The following is a 15,034-nucleotide window of genomic DNA, read 5'->3' as shown; positions in this document are numbered from 1 at the left end:
AGGGCAGAGGGGGGGCGAAGGATCGCGAGGTTGCCGCCGTTCCTCACACTCCCACGAAAGGGGACGAGCGAAACCGAGCGCTCTCGGGCCAGCGAGGGCTCAATAGTAAGGAGTTGCGTCTAGCAATGGGATGGCCGTTCCAGAAGCTCCTCTATTACAGCTTTTGCCTCTATGGGTATCAGGTCGGGATTATCGCCTAGGACATTCTGGATGACGTGCTCGATCAGCCTGCCAGATTGGTTCTTTGTAATGCCCTTCAGGAAGGGGAATGCTTCTACAATCATCTTTTCAAGAGCATGATCGTCGGTTGTGAAATATCGACTGTCCATGACCAACGACAAACCACCTACGTATTGCGCTATCGAAGTCGCTTCAGGTGGCGTCTCAAAGACCCTCGTTGTAACTGCATCTATCATGCCTTGGAACAACACTTGGCCGCCAGTTATCAGCTCGAAATAGCTCATCTCCGCCGGAATGCAGATTGCGGCCCTGTTCTCAGGGAAGTCTCGGCAGATGGCGATCCCCAAAAGCAATGGGTCGAGAATCACATTCTCAATTCCATTTCGCCTTCCATGCGCAATTACGGATATTCGCTCGCTTGGATTGTGCTTCCCATCCCAATCCAGCAAGCCAAAAACCGACATGTTGCCTGCAACAGTCAGTTCGTTGACAAGTCGGCGCACTACTTCACATCCAGTGTTGGTGTCGCCGCTACCCCTAGTGCGAGTGCCAGTCGCAACGAATTCCAATGAACGATCCGACTGAATTCGTGTCTTCAAGAGCTTGTATAGAGAGTCATATATTTTTGCGTCGCTTGGACTTTCGACAAAAACCTGTCTTCTCCCATCATAGGAGAGGGCTAGAGTGGGGACTCCTACTGTAAGCAGGTTTAATGCATTTGATTTAGATATTGCCGAGATACCGGGCTTATCTGGGAGCATTACATGGAGACAACCTTCTGGCGCCAGTGCTACGGTAGAAGGGGAATGAGTTGCTAGTATTACGTTGACTTTATGTTTTTCGACAAGCGTATCGACAATCGTATCGATTAGATTTTTTGTCATTGCCGGGTGAAGTGGGGCGTCTATTTCATCAAGAAGCAATATTTTTGGGTATGTTGTAAGTTGACGTTTGTCATCGGCATAATAAAGGCATAACGCAAACGACATAAGTATTTTTTCGCCACTTGATAGATCTAAGAATTTTATCTCAGTTTGTGTATTTTCCTTAGTTAATTTTGGCTCGAAGGGTGTGTTCGAGAATTCGTCCGGTTGATTGATTCTAAATTTTAGGCCGGCAGTTTCAATCGCGCTGTTTACGAACTCCCAAGGAGGCATCATATAGCGGTCTCGGAATTCCTCATCCGACAGTGCTGAGACATCGGTGCGTCCCTTGATAATGGCTAATTGCTTAACTCGGTTCTTTAGCTGGAGATCGCGATAGGCAACAAATAGTCGGGCGAAAGATTGTTGGAAAAGTTCTGCGGCGCCCCAGGTTGGTGTCTCGTCTGCCAAGAAGTCGTCGCGATCTAAAGCCGACAAGGGTTTTTTCCGTAGCGTGGAGACCTCTTGTGCTATTGGTAAGTGCGACGCGCCAGATTGAGCAATAAATCGATCAAATAGATCTATGATGCCAGAAAAATTCTTTATTTTATCAGGTTCAGATCCGGGTTCAAATAGCGACTTATATTCCTCTATACTATTTACGACCATTCCATTTGAAGCAAACTGAGGCGAAATTTTCTCAAATCGAAGGGTTTGGAGTTTTTCAATGGCCTTCCATGCTTCCATTCGTTCGGTAATTACACTGTGACCGTCGTACTCTCCAGTGTCTTTTGGTATCATCGTGTTCCAGTCAAAGAATCTCACTTCCGCACTGGCATCTTCAATGCAGTCAACAGAGATACTTCCTGCTTGTATCGCTTTGAGTAGATGTGTTTTGCCTGTCCCATTCGCGCCTGTAATAATAGAGAACGATGGAAGATCGGCTTCTGGGAAGGATTTAATAGAGCGGTACGGTTTCTTGAATGCGAGCTTCACTGTCGGACAATCCTCTGCAGTTCTTGCGATTAGGCACGACGATATCACAACAAGGCGTAAGTCTAGGTGTCCAGATTGAGAGTCCTGTTGCGTCGCATCTGTGTGCCGACATTAGGCGCTTGCGGTCGCATTGAGACAGGGCCAACTGTCACCATCTGTCAGCAATCAGCGTGGATATCCGCCCCCGTTTTTCCACGCCCCTCCGCCTTCCCGTCCGATCCCCGCGGTTCCTCCCACGGGAACGCCGGTCGCGACGATGACATGCGGCGAGGAGCCGGCGCCTCCGGCGATGGGCTGACGTAGCCAGTTGCCGGGGGAGATCCCGTCCGAGGGTTCCCCTCCGGGCGGGTGCGCTGAACGATGCGCTAGTGGGGCAGGGGCGAAAATGCCTGTGCTTCGAGAAGCGGAACGGGCGGAGACAGAAATCGCCGGTGGAGCGCGGGTTCGCGCCATTACTCAGCATTCGGCAGCACGGCCCCGCTTCCCGGATTTTTCTCCGAGACAGAAGCGTTCTTTGACAATGGCCAAGCGCGAAAGTGAGCATGGCAGTCGAGAAGTACGCCAGCGACGAAGGCCGCGATCCTTCGCGCCCCCCTCTGGCCTGCCGGCCATCTCCCCCACAGGGGGGGATTGGCAGCTTCGGTGCAGCGCATTTCCTGCAATGGTGGTGATTGGCGAAGGTCGAGGTGACATCATGATCTCCCCACCTGAGGGGGAGATGGCCGGCAGGCCAGAGGGGGGCAACGTAGGGCGGGACATGCGCGAGGCCTGTGCCGCCCCTCATCCGCCCCTTCGGGGCACCTTCTCCCCGTAAACGGGGCGAAGGAAGATCTCAGAGCAGCCCCGCCTGCTCGGCTTCGCGTTTCAAATTCTGCCGTGGTCGCGGGCCGATTTGCTGGATGACCAGGCCGGCGGCGAGCGAGCCGAGGTCGCCGCAGTCCTTGAGCGAGCGGCCTTGGGTGTAGCCATAGAGGAAACCGGCGGCATAGAGGTCGCCGGCACCTGTCGTGTCGACCAGCTCGCGGATCTCGGTCGCCTGGATCATCACCGTCTCGTCGCCGCGCACGATGACCGAGCCCTTCTCCGAGCGGGTGACAGCGGCGATCTTGCAGTCCTTGCGGATCAGCGACAGTGCCTCGTCGAACGACGACGTCTCATAGAGCGACTTGATCTCGTGGCTGTTGGCAAAAACGATGTCGACGGTGCCCGAACGCATCAGTTCGAGGAACTCGGCGCGGTAGCGGTCGACGCAGAACGAATCTGACAGCGTCATCGACACTTCGCGGCCCGCCGCATGCGCATGTGCTGCCGTCATGCGGATCGCTTCCTTGGCCAGCGGCGGGTCCCACAGATAGCCTTCGAAATAGGTGACCTTGGCACCGCTTGCCTTGTCCGCCTCGACGTCGTCTGGTCCGAGCTCGACGCAGGCGCCGAGATACGTGTTCATCGAACGCTCGCCGTCGGGGGTGACGAAGATCATCGAGCGCGCCGTCGGCGGCGTGCCGTCGAGCGGCCCCCCTTCAAGAGGTTTGGTGTCGAAGGCGACGCCCTGGGCGTGGATGTCGTGGCTGAAGATCTCGCCGAGATGGTCGCGGGAAACCTTGCCGAAATAGGCGGCGCGGCCGCCGAAGCTGGCGATGCCGGCAGCGGTGTTGCCGGCCGAGCCGCCCGAGGCCTCGATCGCCGGGCCCATGCGGGAATAGAGCAGTTCGGCGCGCTCGGCGTCGATCAGGTTCATCGCCCCCTTGATGATGCCGTTGTCGGTGAGAAAGGCCTCGTCGCATTGCGCGATGATGTCGACGATGGCGTTGCCGATGCACAGCACGTCATATTGGCTCATCAGGGTCTCCGCGGCGCTTTGGCCGTAAAAAGGGGCCGAGGGGTCGGCAAAACGGATTGCGTTTAGCGGCTCGCGGCCCGTTTGCCTACCGGCAAATTGGCGAGAGCCGCTTGAGGCCGGCCCCGCGGCACCTTATCTCAGCGCGGAAACAGGGAGACGTAACCCCAACATGATCCTCGACGCCGCCCGCACCGCCGCCGGCCAGCTCTTTTCGGCCGAGTTCCGCACGGTGTTCCTGAAGACGCTGGGACTGACGCTGCTGGCGCTTGTCGCGCTGTGGTTCGGCATCCGCGAGGTCTTCGACTGGCTCGCCTGGCCGTGGATCGACGCCATGCTGCCCGGTCTGCCCGCCTGGACCGGCTGGCTGGGCCTGATCGCGGCTGTTATCGCCGGCGTCGGCCTGGCGCTGGGGCTGGCCTTGCTGATTGCGCCGGTGACGGCGATCGTCGCCGGCCTGTTTTTGGACGACGTCGCCGAGGTCGTCGAAAAGACCAACTATCCCGCGGAGCGCCCGGGGCAGCCGGTGCCGGCATTGCGCGCCATCGTGCTGGCGATCAAATTCTTCGGCATCGTCATATTGGGCAATCTGTTGGCGCTGCTTCTGATGTTCATCCCCATCGTCAACATCGGCGCCTTCTTCCTGGTCAACGGCTATCTGCTCGGCCGCGAGTTCTTCGAATTCGCCGCCATGCGCTTCCGCTCCGAGCAGGACGCCAAGGATTTGCGCCGCCGCAATGCCGGCACGGTGTTCATGGCCGGCCTTGTCATCGCAGCCTTCCTCGCCGTGCCGATCCTCAACCTTCTCACCCCGCTCTTCGCCGCGGCGATGATGGTGCATCTGCACAAGAGCGTGTCGGCGGCCGAGCGCCGGCCTGAAATGGCGCGGGCGTGAAGATGATAAGGGGCGTTCAGCTCTCGCGGCCGAACATCGCCTGCAGCTTGGCATAGGCGATGCCGTCGCGGGAGAATTCGAACGTGCCCTGGCCCAGCATCTCGCGCGACGCCCGCTCCATCATGCCGAAGGCGTAGGCGGTCAGCTTCGAGCCGAGCGAGATGCGCTTGGCGCCCGCCTCGGCCAGCACCGCGACCGAGAAGCCCGGCACTGCCAGAACGTTGACCGGTTTCGTGACAGAGCTGCACAGCGTCCGGATCATTTCGATGTCTGATATCCCGGGGGCATAAAGCACGTCGGCCCCGGCCTTCTCGAAGGCCTGCAGCCGCTTGATGGTGTCGTCGAGATCGGGGCGGTTCCAGAGGAAGTTTTCCGACCGCGCCGTCAGGACGAAGTCACCCTTCAGCGCCCGCGCAGCCTCGGCTGCCGCAGTGACGCGCTCGACGGCATGCGAAAAATCGTAGATCGGCCGGTCAGGCTCGCCGGTGTGGTCCTCGAGCGAGCAACCGGCAAGGCCTGCTGCCTCGGCGGCAAAGACTGTTTCACCTGAGCTTTCGGGGCTGTCGCCCTTGCCCTTCTCGAGGTCGGCCGAAACAGGCAGCCCGGTGGCGTGCGCCAGATCGCGGCAGTGGTGGATCATCTCCTCGAAGCCGACATCACCGTCGGGCCGCCCGCGCGAGAAGGCATAGCCGGCGCTGGTCGTCGCCAGCGCTTCGAAACCGAAGGAAGCCAGAAGCTTTGATGTGCCGATGTCCCACGGATTGGGAATGATGAAGGCGCCCGGCGCCTTGTGAAGTTTCCGGAAGACCGCGCCCTTGTCCATGTCATCGCCCTCGATCCGAACCGACGGGCAATATTAGACCGGCGCGCCGGAGGGCTCAAACCCTGTTTCAGGCGATCGGGATCAGTCCTGCCAGTTTGCGCATGTCGTCGAACAGCACGGCGCCCGCCGCCTTGAGGCCATCGCAGTCGGAGTGCGGGTCGCGGTGATAGCCGAACACCCGCATGCCGGCGGCACGCCCCGCCTGGGCGCCGGCGACGCTGTCCTCGATGACGATACAGTCGGCTGGGGCAAAGCCCATCGTGCCGGCGGCGTGCAGGAACAGGTCTGGAAACGGCTTGCCGCGCTCGACCATGGTGGCCGAAAACAGCACGTCGTGGAAATAGGGCAGCAGCCCGGTCTGGCCGAGCGTCATATGCATCTTGTTGACCCGTGCCGACGACGCCACGCAATAGGCGATGCCGGCGGCCTGCACGGCGGTGACGAAGGTCTCGACGTGCGGGATCGCCTGGACGCCTGACGCAAACAGCTCCGGCAGCTCGCGGTACCAGCGCTCGACGAAGTCAGGCCCAAGGCTGACGCCCGTCGCCTCGACCTCCTTCTGCACCGACACCAGACTGCGGCCGACGAACTGGCGGCGGCAGTCCGCGTAGCTGACGGGATAACCCGCCTCGGTCAGCCAGGCCGCGAGCCGCTGGTTGGCCAGCGGCTCTGTGTCGACCAGCACGCCGTCGCAGTCGAAGATGACGAGATTCGGCTTGTTCACGCGGTGCCCGTGGAGCCGAAGCCGCCGGCGCCGCGCGACGTGTCGCCGGCAAGCGTGCGCTCCTCGACCCCGGCGCGGGTCACCGATGCGATGACGATCTGGGCGATGCGCATGCCGCGCTCGACATAGAAGTCTTCGTCGCCATGGTTGATCAACAGCACCTTGACCTCGCCGCGATAGTCGCTGTCGATGGTACCCGGCGTGTTGAGGCAGGTGATGCCGTGCTTGAAGGCAAGGCCGGACCGCGGGCGAATTTGACCTTCGAAACCTTCCGGAATTTCGAAGATCAGGCCGGTCGGCACCAAGGCGCGCTTGCCGGGCAGGATCAAAAGCGGCCGGTCATCCGGCACCGCGGCGCGCAGGTCCATGCCGGCGGCACCCGACGTTTCGTAGGACGGCAGGGGCAGCTCGCCCGAATGCGGCAAGCGGACGATCCCGATGACGGGGGCGGAAGAGGTTGCGGCGGTCGATGTCATGGCGGCGATCCTATGGGACAGCGTCCAGAAGAGGTCAATTCACAAGAGGTCGCACTCAGCGAATTTCCACCGGCACGACAGTCGTTTCGCGGATCTCCTCCATGACGAAGGAGGCCGACACATCCGACAGCGGTACCTTGGCGATGAGGCGCTGGTAGAGACGGTCATACGCTTTCACATCGGCGACGCGGGCACGCAAGACATAGTCGAGATCACCCGACATGCGATAGACGCCGGTGATCTCGGGAAACGATGTCACGCCGGCGCGGAATTTGGCCAGCCACTCGGGATCGTGGCTCGACGTCCGCACCAGGATGAACACCGAAAGGCCGAGGCCGAGCTTGTCGGCGTCGACGAGCGCCACCCGGCCGGTGATGAAGCGCTCATCGTCGAGCCTTTTGACCCGGCGCCAGCAGGCATTGCGCGACAGGCCGACGCGCTCGGACAGCTGGTCGACCGAAAGCGTGCCGTCGCGCTGCAGTTCGGCGAGGATTCTTCGATCAATCGTATCGAGTTCTCCAGACATTTGGGATGATTGTCCCAATATTCGACAAATGGCAAGGACGGATTGGGACCGATGAACCTCTCTCCCGTGCGACGATACTCATGTCAGCCAGGGAGGTTCTCATGTCCGCACGCATCGCAAAGCTGTTCACGGCTCACCCCGAGGCGGTCGACGAGAGCTATTTCGAGCACATGCGTTTTGCCGGCTGGTTCGCCGGTCAGCTGTTCCTGGCAGCGGGCGCGGCACTCATTCACGCTTTGTTACCCTTCCTGTTCGAATCTACTGCCAGCACGATCATCCGCCGGCTGTACGAGCGGACACACAATCGGGGACGTTGAAGCGCATGTGCCGGTGGGCCGCCTATATCGGTGAAGAGGTCTTCCTCGAAGACATCGTGACGGCGCCGTGCCATTCGCTGATCGCACAGAGTCATTGCGCGCAGGAGGCCAAGTCGCCGACCAATGGCGACGGTTTCGGGCTTGCCTGGTATGGCGACAGGCCGGAGCCGGGCCTCTATCGCGACATCCTGCCGGCCTGGTCGGACCCCAATCTGAAAAGCCTGTGCCGGCAGATCAAGTCGGGCCTGTTTCTCGCCCATGTCCGGGCATCGACCGGCGGCGCCACCAGCCGCGCCAACTGCCACCCCTTCATTTCGGGACGCTGGAGCTTCATGCACAACGGCCAGATCTCGGGCTTCGAGAAGATCCGGCGCCGGCTCGAGGCCAGCATCAACGACGATCTCTACGAGCAGCGCCAGGGCACGACCGATTCCGAGCTGTTTTTCATGCTGATGCTGGAAGAGGGGCTCGACGCTGATCCGCAGGGCGCGGTCACCCGTGCCACCGGCCGTGTGGTTGCTGCCGCACATGGCGCCGGCATTGATCCGCAGCTGAAGCTGACTGCCGCTTTCAGTGACGGCACAAGCCTGTTTGCCGTGCGCTTTGCCACCGACGGACATGCGCCGACGCTCTACACCCGCGACGGCGAAACCGGTCGCTGTATCGTCTCCGAACCCTTCGACCGCGAAGGACAGAGCTGGCAGGCGGTGCCGCCGTCGAGTTTTGTCGCCATGACGCCTGATGAAATGACCGTCCGCCCGTTCCAGCCGGCATTGGCGCAACTCGCACTGGCCGGCTGAAACCGGCGGCCTGCAGGCGACGTTTAGGCGGAACGAGATCGACGCCTACGCGTAGACGTGTCCAGACCAATGCGTCGGCACTTGCGCTTTGCCCAATGTCTGCGCGGCTGTCCCAAGTGTCAGTTTGACCGGCCGCTGTCCGATTTGTTCAAGATCGAAGCGGGCCGAAGTGTATTTTCCAGGGACATCCGAAGGGATTTCTGCTGCCAGCCTTGGCTTGTTGCCGCTGCGTTTGGCGAAGCCTCGAAGACAGCAGATCTCGCCAGTCAACTCACCGCGAGCTTGCACAATGCGCCCGACAACTGCATCTCTCTGCATCACGACCAAACGCGTCGTCGAGACTCGCGACTTCTACATCAGGCATTTTGGCGCGCGAGCGGTGTTCGATTGCGGCTGGTATGTCAGCCTTGAATTTGAGACAGGGCTTTCGCTGCAATTCATGGAGCCGCAGGGAGAACAACCCACATGCGACACGGCGGGCCTGACTTACAATTTCTGCGTCGACGACGTCGATGACGAGCATCGCGCAATGACAGCCGTGGGGCTGGTGCCTGTCATGCCGATCGAAGACCATCCCTGGGGCGATCGCGGCTTTGCGATCCGGGACCCCAACGGCATCACGCTCTGCATCTACTCCAACCGCGAACCATCCCACGAGTTCAGGCAGTTCTATGCGCCACGGATTGACCATGGCCTGTGATCGCGTTCTAGCCTTCCTGGACGAGCTGCAGGATCAGCGGGCAGATCACTTCGCTATTGTGTCGCGGCTGCGCGAGATCGTGCTGCAGGCCGGTCCGTCCATCTCCGAGGAGGTCAAATACGGCGGCATCCTGTTTTCGGCGCGTACGCCGTTTTGCGGCGTCTTCTCATATGCCGGTCATGTTACGCTGGAACTCAGCCAAGGTGCGGCTTTGCCGGACACGCACGGCGTGCTTCTGGGGCAAGGCAAACTGCGACGCCACATCAAGCTCTTCTCGGTGTCGGACATCGAGGACCGGCATGTCACTCACTATGTCGCGCTGGCGCGCCAGGCCGCAGACGCCTGAAAGGCGTTAGCCGCGCTGCCGTCAATGATGCGTCAGGGCGCGGTTCATCGGCTCCCAGTACATTTTCGCCCAACCTTCATCGAGCGCTGCATGCGCCGAACGTGGGTAGCCGGCCTGGTCGAAGGTCAGTCTCGTGCCGGTGCCGTCGGCCTGCAGTTCGAAGCGCACGATCGAATAGGTGCCTTCGGGCCAGACGCGGGAACGCCAAGCCTGGACGATGCGGCGGTTGGGCACCAGTTCGACATTGCGCGCCTCGATATCGCCGCCGAACATCGAGACTTCGCCGCCCTCATGGGGCGAGATATGGGCCGCCCGGCCACCCGTCATGGCCTGAAAGCGGGCGGAATCGAGCAGCAGTTCATAGATGTTTCTGGGTGAGCCCTTGAGATGCACTTCCTGGTGGATGGTCATGTCGACCTCCTGGAAAGGCGCGATGTGTCACGCGCGTTGAGAATATTTTCCGCCCGTCCGGCAGTAACGTCAACGGCGGTTTGCGACGACGAAAGCGCCGTCGTCGACTGTCTCCTGACAGTGCCTTGGCAGGAGAGGGATTGTAGTTTCGAGGTCCGATTCGTATCTGCGCAACGAGCCCTTCGTCCGAATGGACGCCCAAGGGCCGGCGCGGGGGCGCCATGCAGGACGGAAACAGATGACGGAAGACCAGACGCTAGCCGCCCCGGCACTCAAGGAAATCTTCGATCGCGACCGCCTTCGCCACATTGCCACCGAGACGGCGTCCATCTCGGCTGCTTTCGATGCGGAAAAGTTCATGGCGCTGGCGACCGCCAATCTCGACGATCTCGGTATCATGCAGCGGCTGCGACAGACCGCGACCAGCCTGCACGGCGCCCTGCCGGGCAGCTTCGAGCGTGGCGTCGATGTGCTTTACGAGCTGGCGCCGCGCATCCAGCACAGCTTCGCCTCGATCGTTCTGTCGGAATATGTCGCGCTTTACGGCAAGGGCCATGTCGACCTGTCGATGCAGGCACTGCACTATTTCACCCGCTTTGGTTCGGCCGAATTCGCCATCCGGCATTTCCTGGCCATGGATTTCGATGGCACGCTGAAGGTGATGCGCCGCTGGGCACTCGACGACAACGAGCATGTGCGCCGCCTGGCCAGCGAGGGATCGCGCCCGCGGCTACCGTGGTCGTTCCAGCTCAAGCAGCTGATCAAGGATCCGTCGCCGACGGCACCCATCCTCGAGACGCTGCGCAGCGATCCCAGCCTCTATGTGCGCAAATCCGTGGCCAACCACCTCAACGACATTTCCAAGGACCATCCCGACCGGGTGATCGACCGCATCTCGGCATGGGACATGGACGACAGGAACACTGCCTGGATCGTCAAGCACGCGCTGCGGACGATGATCAAGAAGGGCGATCCCCGCGCACTTGGCGCGATCGGCACGACGGGCAAGCCGATGGTGCGTGTCGACACCTTCGCGGTCCAGCCGGCGGCGATCCTGCTCGGCGGCCGCATCACGCTCAAGGCCAACATTGCCTCGACCGCCGAGACGGCACAGCAACTGGTCGTCGACTATGCCGTGCACTACGTCAAGAAAAGCGGCGGCAGCTCGAAGAAAGTGTTCAAGCTCAAGGAGATCAACCTTGCGCCGGGCAGCCAGAAGGAACTCTCGATCAGCCAGGCGGTGCGCGACTTCACCACACGCAAGCACTATCCCGGCCATCACTTGATCGAGCTGATCGTCAATGGCGAGACGGTGGCCGAGGGCGGCTTCGAGCTGAAGGGGTAGAGGCCAGACGTTGACGTCGCACCTCCCCCCATTTGAGGAGGGAGGACCTGAACATCCTGCATTGCTCCAATTCCTCGACAGGCACGGCCTCGGCTGTTAGAAGCCCGCCATCACAAGGAATCCCCGATGGCTGAAGACATCGAAAAGGCGGTGGCGCGCCGCCGTACGTTCGCGATCATCGCCCACCCTGACGCCGGCAAGACGACGCTGACCGAAAAGCTGCTGTTGTTCGGCGGCGCGATCCAGCTCGCCGGCGAGGTCAAGGCCAAGAAGGACAAGATCCAGACGCGCTCCGACTGGATGAAGATCGAGCGCGAGCGCGGCATTTCGGTCGTCACCTCGGTGATGACCTTCGAATATGGCGACAACGTCTTCAACCTGCTCGACACGCCCGGCCACGAGGACTTCGCCGACGATACCTATAGAACGTTGTCTGCGGTCGACAGTGCTGTCATGGTCATCGACGCGGCCAAGGGTATCGAGCCGCGCACGCTGAAGCTGTTCGAGGTCTGCCGCCTGCGCGACATCCCGATCATCACCTTCGTCAACAAGATGGACCGCGAGGCGCGCAACACCTTCGAGATTCTCGACGAGATCGAAGAGAAGCTGGCGCTCGACACCGCCCCGATCACCTGGCCGATCGGTCAGGGCAAGACCTTCTCCGGCACCTATCACCTCGCCCAGAACGCGGTGCGCCGTGGCGACGCCGAGGCCGAGCGCACGCCGGTGCATGGTCCCGATTCCAACCGCGCCGCCGGCCTGTTGCCGGACAATGAGCGCCCGGCGTTTATCGAGGAACTGGAGCTTGCCCGCGAGGCCTGCCGCCCGTTCGACCTGCAGGCGTTCCGCGAAGGCCATCTGACGCCGGTCTATTTCGGTTCGGCCCTGCGCAATTTCGGCGTCCGCGACCTGATCGAGGCGCTTGGCGACTTCGGCCCCGCGCCTCGGGCTCAGGAGGCCGACACGCGCAAGGTCGAGGCGACGGAAGAGAAGATGACGTCCTTCGTCTTCAAGATCCAGGCCAATATGGACCCGAACCACCGTGACCGTATCGCCTTCGTGCGTGTCTGCTCCGGCGAGCTCAAGCGCGGCATGAAGGCCAAGCTGGTCCGCACCGGCAAGCAGATGAGCCTGTCAGCGCCGCAGTTCTTCTTCGCCCGTTCGCGCATCACCGCCGACGAGGCTTATGCCGGCGACGTCGTCGGCATCCCAAACCACGGCACGTTGCGCATCGGCGACACGCTGACCGAGGGCGAGGACATCCTGTTCCGCGGCGTTCCCAACTTTGCGCCCGAAATCCTGCGCCGCGTCCGCCTCGGCGATGCGATGAAGGCCAAGAAGCTGAAGGAAGCGCTGCACCAGATGGCCGAGGAAGGCGTCGTCCAGCTGTTCCAGCCCGAGGACGGCTCGCCTGCCATCGTCGGCGTCGTCGGTGCGCTGCAGATCGACGTGCTCAAGGAGCGCCTGTCGGTGGAATATACCCTGCCCGTCGATTTCGAGATGGCGCGCTTCTCTGTCTGCCGCTGGATTGATGCCGACGACAAGGCCGACCTGCACCGCTTCATCGAAAGCCATCGCGGCGACATCGCGCGCGATCTCGATAACGACCCGGTGTTCCTCGCTCAGCACGAATTCTCGCTCAATTACGAGGCCGAGCGCTGGAAGATGATCCGCTTCGCCGCGATCAAGGACTATCAGGTCCGCGACAAGGTCGCCTGAACAAGGGTGCCAGGGGCGGATTTGCCGCCCTGCATCTCGTTTCGTCATTCCGTCATGTAAATCGCCTAATGGCATCGCAGTGCCGCCGCCTGCCCGTGGTCCAAGCCATGGGGCGTGACAGGTCAGCACTGGAGATGTTCAATGCGCCGAGCTTGCTGAAAAGGGCCGGCGCCGCCAGGGCGCGGGGGCACTTGAGCGCCGTGCGTCCGGGTGGACGCACAAAGGACGCTCCAAGGCTTAAAGTGGCGCATCGTGCTTTCCGAAAATCGAGAGCGATTTTCGGGCCGATGCGCGGACATGGAGGAAATGACGTCGCATGATGGTTTCAGCATTGATCGAGCGTGAACTGACCCGCGTTGGCTCTCCTGTCCGCTACGGCGTCTTCGTCGCCGTCGTTGGACCCAGCGGTGCCGGCAAGGACACGCTGATTGCCTATGTCCGAGAGCGCCTGACCGACGACGACCATGTCGAGTTCGCCCGCCGCGTCATCACCCGCCACAGCGACGGCGCGACCGAGGATCACGACACGCTGGCCGACGCCGCCTTCATCGAGGCTGACGCATCGGGCGCCTTTGCGCTGTCCTGGGAGGCGCATGGTTTGCGCTACGGCATTCCAGCTTCCGTCGACGATGCCATTTCGGTCGGCCACGTCGTCGTTGCCAACACCTCGCGCGGGGTCATCCCGGCGCTACGCCAGCGCTACGCCAATGTCGCCGTCGTCGAAATCACCGCAGCACCCGAAATCCTGGCCACCCGGCTTGCCGCGCGCGGCCGTGAATCGCGCGGCGAGGTGCTGGCGAGACTGGCGCGTACCGCTCCGCATGATCTCAGTGGTCCCGGCCATGTGGTGATCGACAACAGCGGCCCGGCTGAAATCGCCGGCGAACGCTTCCTTGCCGTGTTGCGCAAGGCCGTCGCCTTCTCCGACGTATCCGGCATGATATAGGTAAGTAAAGACTTACGTATTTCGCGGATCGATCCGCAGCATGTGGTTGTCCCAGACATGCTGGGGATCGTCGGTCTTTTTGCCGTCGGGATCGACGACAAGGCCGGCGCCCGTGGTGGCGAGGAAACCATCGCGGTCCGGCGCCAACCCGCAAACCTCGACCAGATCGGCATTGGCCACGACCTTGCCCGTCTTGGCCTCGATCATTGCCCAGGCGTTGCCTTGCGGCGAAGAGACGGCGATCAGCCCGGCGTCGCGATTGGCCGCGACCGAGCCGATATAGTTGCGGAAACCGCCGAGGATGTCCTCGGGCATGTCAAGCATTTCCAGCTCCTTGCCGCGCGCGGCTCGGCCGATCAACAGTGGCTTTTCCGTTGCCGGCCCCTCGTGCTGGCAGCCGAACCAGACGGTGCCGTGGGCGTCGATGTCCATATGCCGGATCGACAGTTGGTGAAGCTTTTCCGGCAGTTCGTGTTTCTCGATCAGATCGCCCGAGACGCGGTCGACAAGCACGAAGGACGGCCTCATGGTCGGAATGTTGAGCTTGGCGCGGCCGAAATCCGGATGGGTCTCGATGCCGCCATTGCAGATGGCGAGCGTGCGCCCGTCGCCAAGCAGGATCAGCTCATGCGGGCCGACGCCATGGGTCGGGAATTCGCTGAGGCGGCGGAAGCCGTCGCGCGCGTCATAGACGCCGACCATGCCGGCGGCGTTGTCGAAGTCGTTTTCGGTGACGTAGAGCAGCGCGCCATCGGGCGAGAATACGCCATGGCCGTAATAGTGGCGGCCGGCGATGCTCGGGATGGTCAGCGGCGTGTCTTTGCCGGTGTGGTCGAACACCAGCATGAAGGTGCCGGGCTGGCGCGCAAACACCACCGACTTGCGCGAGACGGGATCGAATGTCACGTCGTGTCCGCGCCCTGGCAGGGTGACGCTGTGCAGGATCTTGCCGGCCTCCGACAGGATCGCCACGCCATACTCGCCGGTCCTGGACTGGTAAGCTGTGGCGAACATTGCGTCGGTTTCGAGTGCCAGTGCGCGCCTGGCGGGGCTGAGCGAAAGCACGAAGCCTGCTCCAGCTGCCTTGAGGAAATCGCGACGGTCGAACAGCGGTGTGCGCATTGTCCTGG

Annotated in this window: 16 protein-coding genes; 8 read left to right on the top strand and 8 right to left on the bottom strand. The window is 61.6% G+C overall.

What is annotated here, in order from left to right:
- Positions 1–119: 119 nt before the first annotated feature.
- Together H5P29_RS03055 and H5P29_RS03050 are read right to left on the bottom strand one after the other, a co-directional pair.
- Positions 120–2,039: an ATP-binding protein gene (locus tag H5P29_RS03055; RefSeq protein WP_154385876.1), complete on the bottom strand. Its 1,920-nt coding sequence runs from the start codon at positions 2,037–2,039 to the stop codon at positions 120–122.
- An 832-nt stretch (positions 2,040–2,871) separates the two neighbouring features.
- The gene (locus H5P29_RS03050) at positions 2,872–3,879 is read right to left on the bottom strand and encodes an adenosine kinase (protein WP_154385877.1); all 1,008 of its coding nucleotides are present in this window, start codon (positions 3,877–3,879) and stop codon (positions 2,872–2,874) included.
- Between the two features lie 169 nt (positions 3,880–4,048).
- Between H5P29_RS03050 and H5P29_RS03045 the strand changes: the two genes are divergently transcribed.
- Positions 4,049–4,771 (top strand): sulfate transporter family protein, encoded by a 723-nt coding sequence (locus H5P29_RS03045; protein WP_154385878.1) that lies wholly within the window; start codon positions 4,049–4,051, stop codon positions 4,769–4,771.
- A gap of 16 nt (positions 4,772–4,787) precedes the next feature.
- On the opposite strand, the gene H5P29_RS03040 is transcribed toward H5P29_RS03045, so the two are convergent.
- The 4 genes from H5P29_RS03040 to H5P29_RS03025 all read right to left on the bottom strand — a co-directional run bounded on the left by H5P29_RS03040 (position 4,788) and on the right by H5P29_RS03025 (position 7,320).
- On the bottom strand, positions 4,788–5,594 hold the full coding sequence (locus H5P29_RS03040) for an isocitrate lyase/phosphoenolpyruvate mutase family protein (protein WP_154385880.1): 807 nt from the start codon (positions 5,592–5,594) through the stop codon (positions 4,788–4,790).
- Positions 5,595–5,661: 67 nt separating this feature from the next.
- Entirely contained in the window at positions 5,662–6,318 is a 657-nt protein-coding gene (locus H5P29_RS03035) for an HAD family phosphatase (protein ID WP_182575581.1), read from the bottom strand.
- Positions 6,315–6,794, bottom strand: a complete 480-nt coding sequence (gene dut, locus H5P29_RS03030) for a dUTP diphosphatase (RefSeq protein ID WP_154385882.1) — start codon at positions 6,792–6,794, stop codon at positions 6,315–6,317. Before dut ends, H5P29_RS03035 begins: the two co-directional genes overlap by 4 nt.
- Positions 6,795–6,849: 55 nt before the next feature.
- Positions 6,850–7,320, bottom strand: coding sequence for an Lrp/AsnC family transcriptional regulator (locus tag H5P29_RS03025; RefSeq protein WP_154385884.1), 471 nt, complete (start codon positions 7,318–7,320; stop codon positions 6,850–6,852).
- A gap of 101 nt (positions 7,321–7,421) precedes the next feature.
- Between H5P29_RS03025 and H5P29_RS03020 the strand changes: the two genes are divergently transcribed.
- From H5P29_RS03020 to H5P29_RS03005, 4 genes are all read left to right on the top strand, one after another.
- A complete protein-coding gene (locus H5P29_RS03020; protein ID WP_067965826.1) occupies positions 7,422–7,637 on the top strand; it encodes a DUF6356 family protein in 216 nt (71 codons plus the stop codon).
- 5 nt (positions 7,638–7,642) lie between these two features.
- Positions 7,643–8,437, top strand: a complete 795-nt coding sequence (locus tag H5P29_RS03015; RefSeq protein WP_154385886.1) for a class II glutamine amidotransferase — start codon at positions 7,643–7,645, stop codon at positions 8,435–8,437.
- Between the two features lie 289 nt (positions 8,438–8,726).
- A complete protein-coding gene (locus H5P29_RS03010; protein WP_154385887.1) occupies positions 8,727–9,137 on the top strand; it encodes a VOC family protein in 411 nt (136 codons plus the stop codon).
- Positions 9,127–9,483 (top strand): DUF1801 domain-containing protein, encoded by a 357-nt coding sequence (locus tag H5P29_RS03005; RefSeq protein ID WP_154385888.1) that lies wholly within the window; start codon positions 9,127–9,129, stop codon positions 9,481–9,483. Before H5P29_RS03010 ends, H5P29_RS03005 begins: the two co-directional genes overlap by 11 nt.
- A gap of 21 nt (positions 9,484–9,504) precedes the next feature.
- Here the strand turns inward: H5P29_RS03005 and H5P29_RS03000 are convergent, their stop codons facing one another.
- Positions 9,505–9,894 (bottom strand): SRPBCC domain-containing protein, encoded by a 390-nt coding sequence (locus H5P29_RS03000; protein ID WP_067955332.1) that lies wholly within the window; start codon positions 9,892–9,894, stop codon positions 9,505–9,507.
- Between the two features lie 238 nt (positions 9,895–10,132).
- Between H5P29_RS03000 and H5P29_RS02995 the strand changes: the two genes are divergently transcribed.
- The 3 genes from H5P29_RS02995 (at position 10,133) to phnN (ending at position 13,904) form a co-directional block, all read left to right on the top strand.
- On the top strand, positions 10,133–11,239 hold the full coding sequence (locus tag H5P29_RS02995) for a DNA alkylation repair protein (protein ID WP_067955330.1): 1,107 nt from the start codon (positions 10,133–10,135) through the stop codon (positions 11,237–11,239).
- A 126-nt stretch (positions 11,240–11,365) separates the two neighbouring features.
- Positions 11,366–12,958, top strand: a complete 1,593-nt coding sequence (locus tag H5P29_RS02990) for a peptide chain release factor 3 (protein ID WP_067955329.1) — start codon at positions 11,366–11,368, stop codon at positions 12,956–12,958.
- A 316-nt stretch (positions 12,959–13,274) separates the two neighbouring features.
- Positions 13,275–13,904, top strand: coding sequence for a phosphonate metabolism protein/1,5-bisphosphokinase (PRPP-forming) PhnN (gene phnN / locus H5P29_RS02985; protein ID WP_067955327.1), 630 nt, complete (start codon positions 13,275–13,277; stop codon positions 13,902–13,904).
- A 12-nt stretch (positions 13,905–13,916) separates the two neighbouring features.
- Here the strand turns inward: phnN and H5P29_RS02980 are convergent, their stop codons facing one another.
- A complete protein-coding gene (locus H5P29_RS02980) occupies positions 13,917–15,026 on the bottom strand; it encodes a DUF1513 domain-containing protein (RefSeq protein ID WP_154385889.1) in 1,110 nt (369 codons plus the stop codon).
- Between the last annotated feature and the right edge of the window lie 8 nt (positions 15,027–15,034).

The sequence above is a fragment of the Aminobacter sp. MDW-2 genome (assembly GCF_014250155.1).
Classification (GTDB): domain Bacteria; phylum Pseudomonadota; class Alphaproteobacteria; order Rhizobiales; family Rhizobiaceae; genus Aminobacter; species Aminobacter ciceronei.
This window is presented reverse-complemented; position numbering and strand designations above follow the sequence as displayed.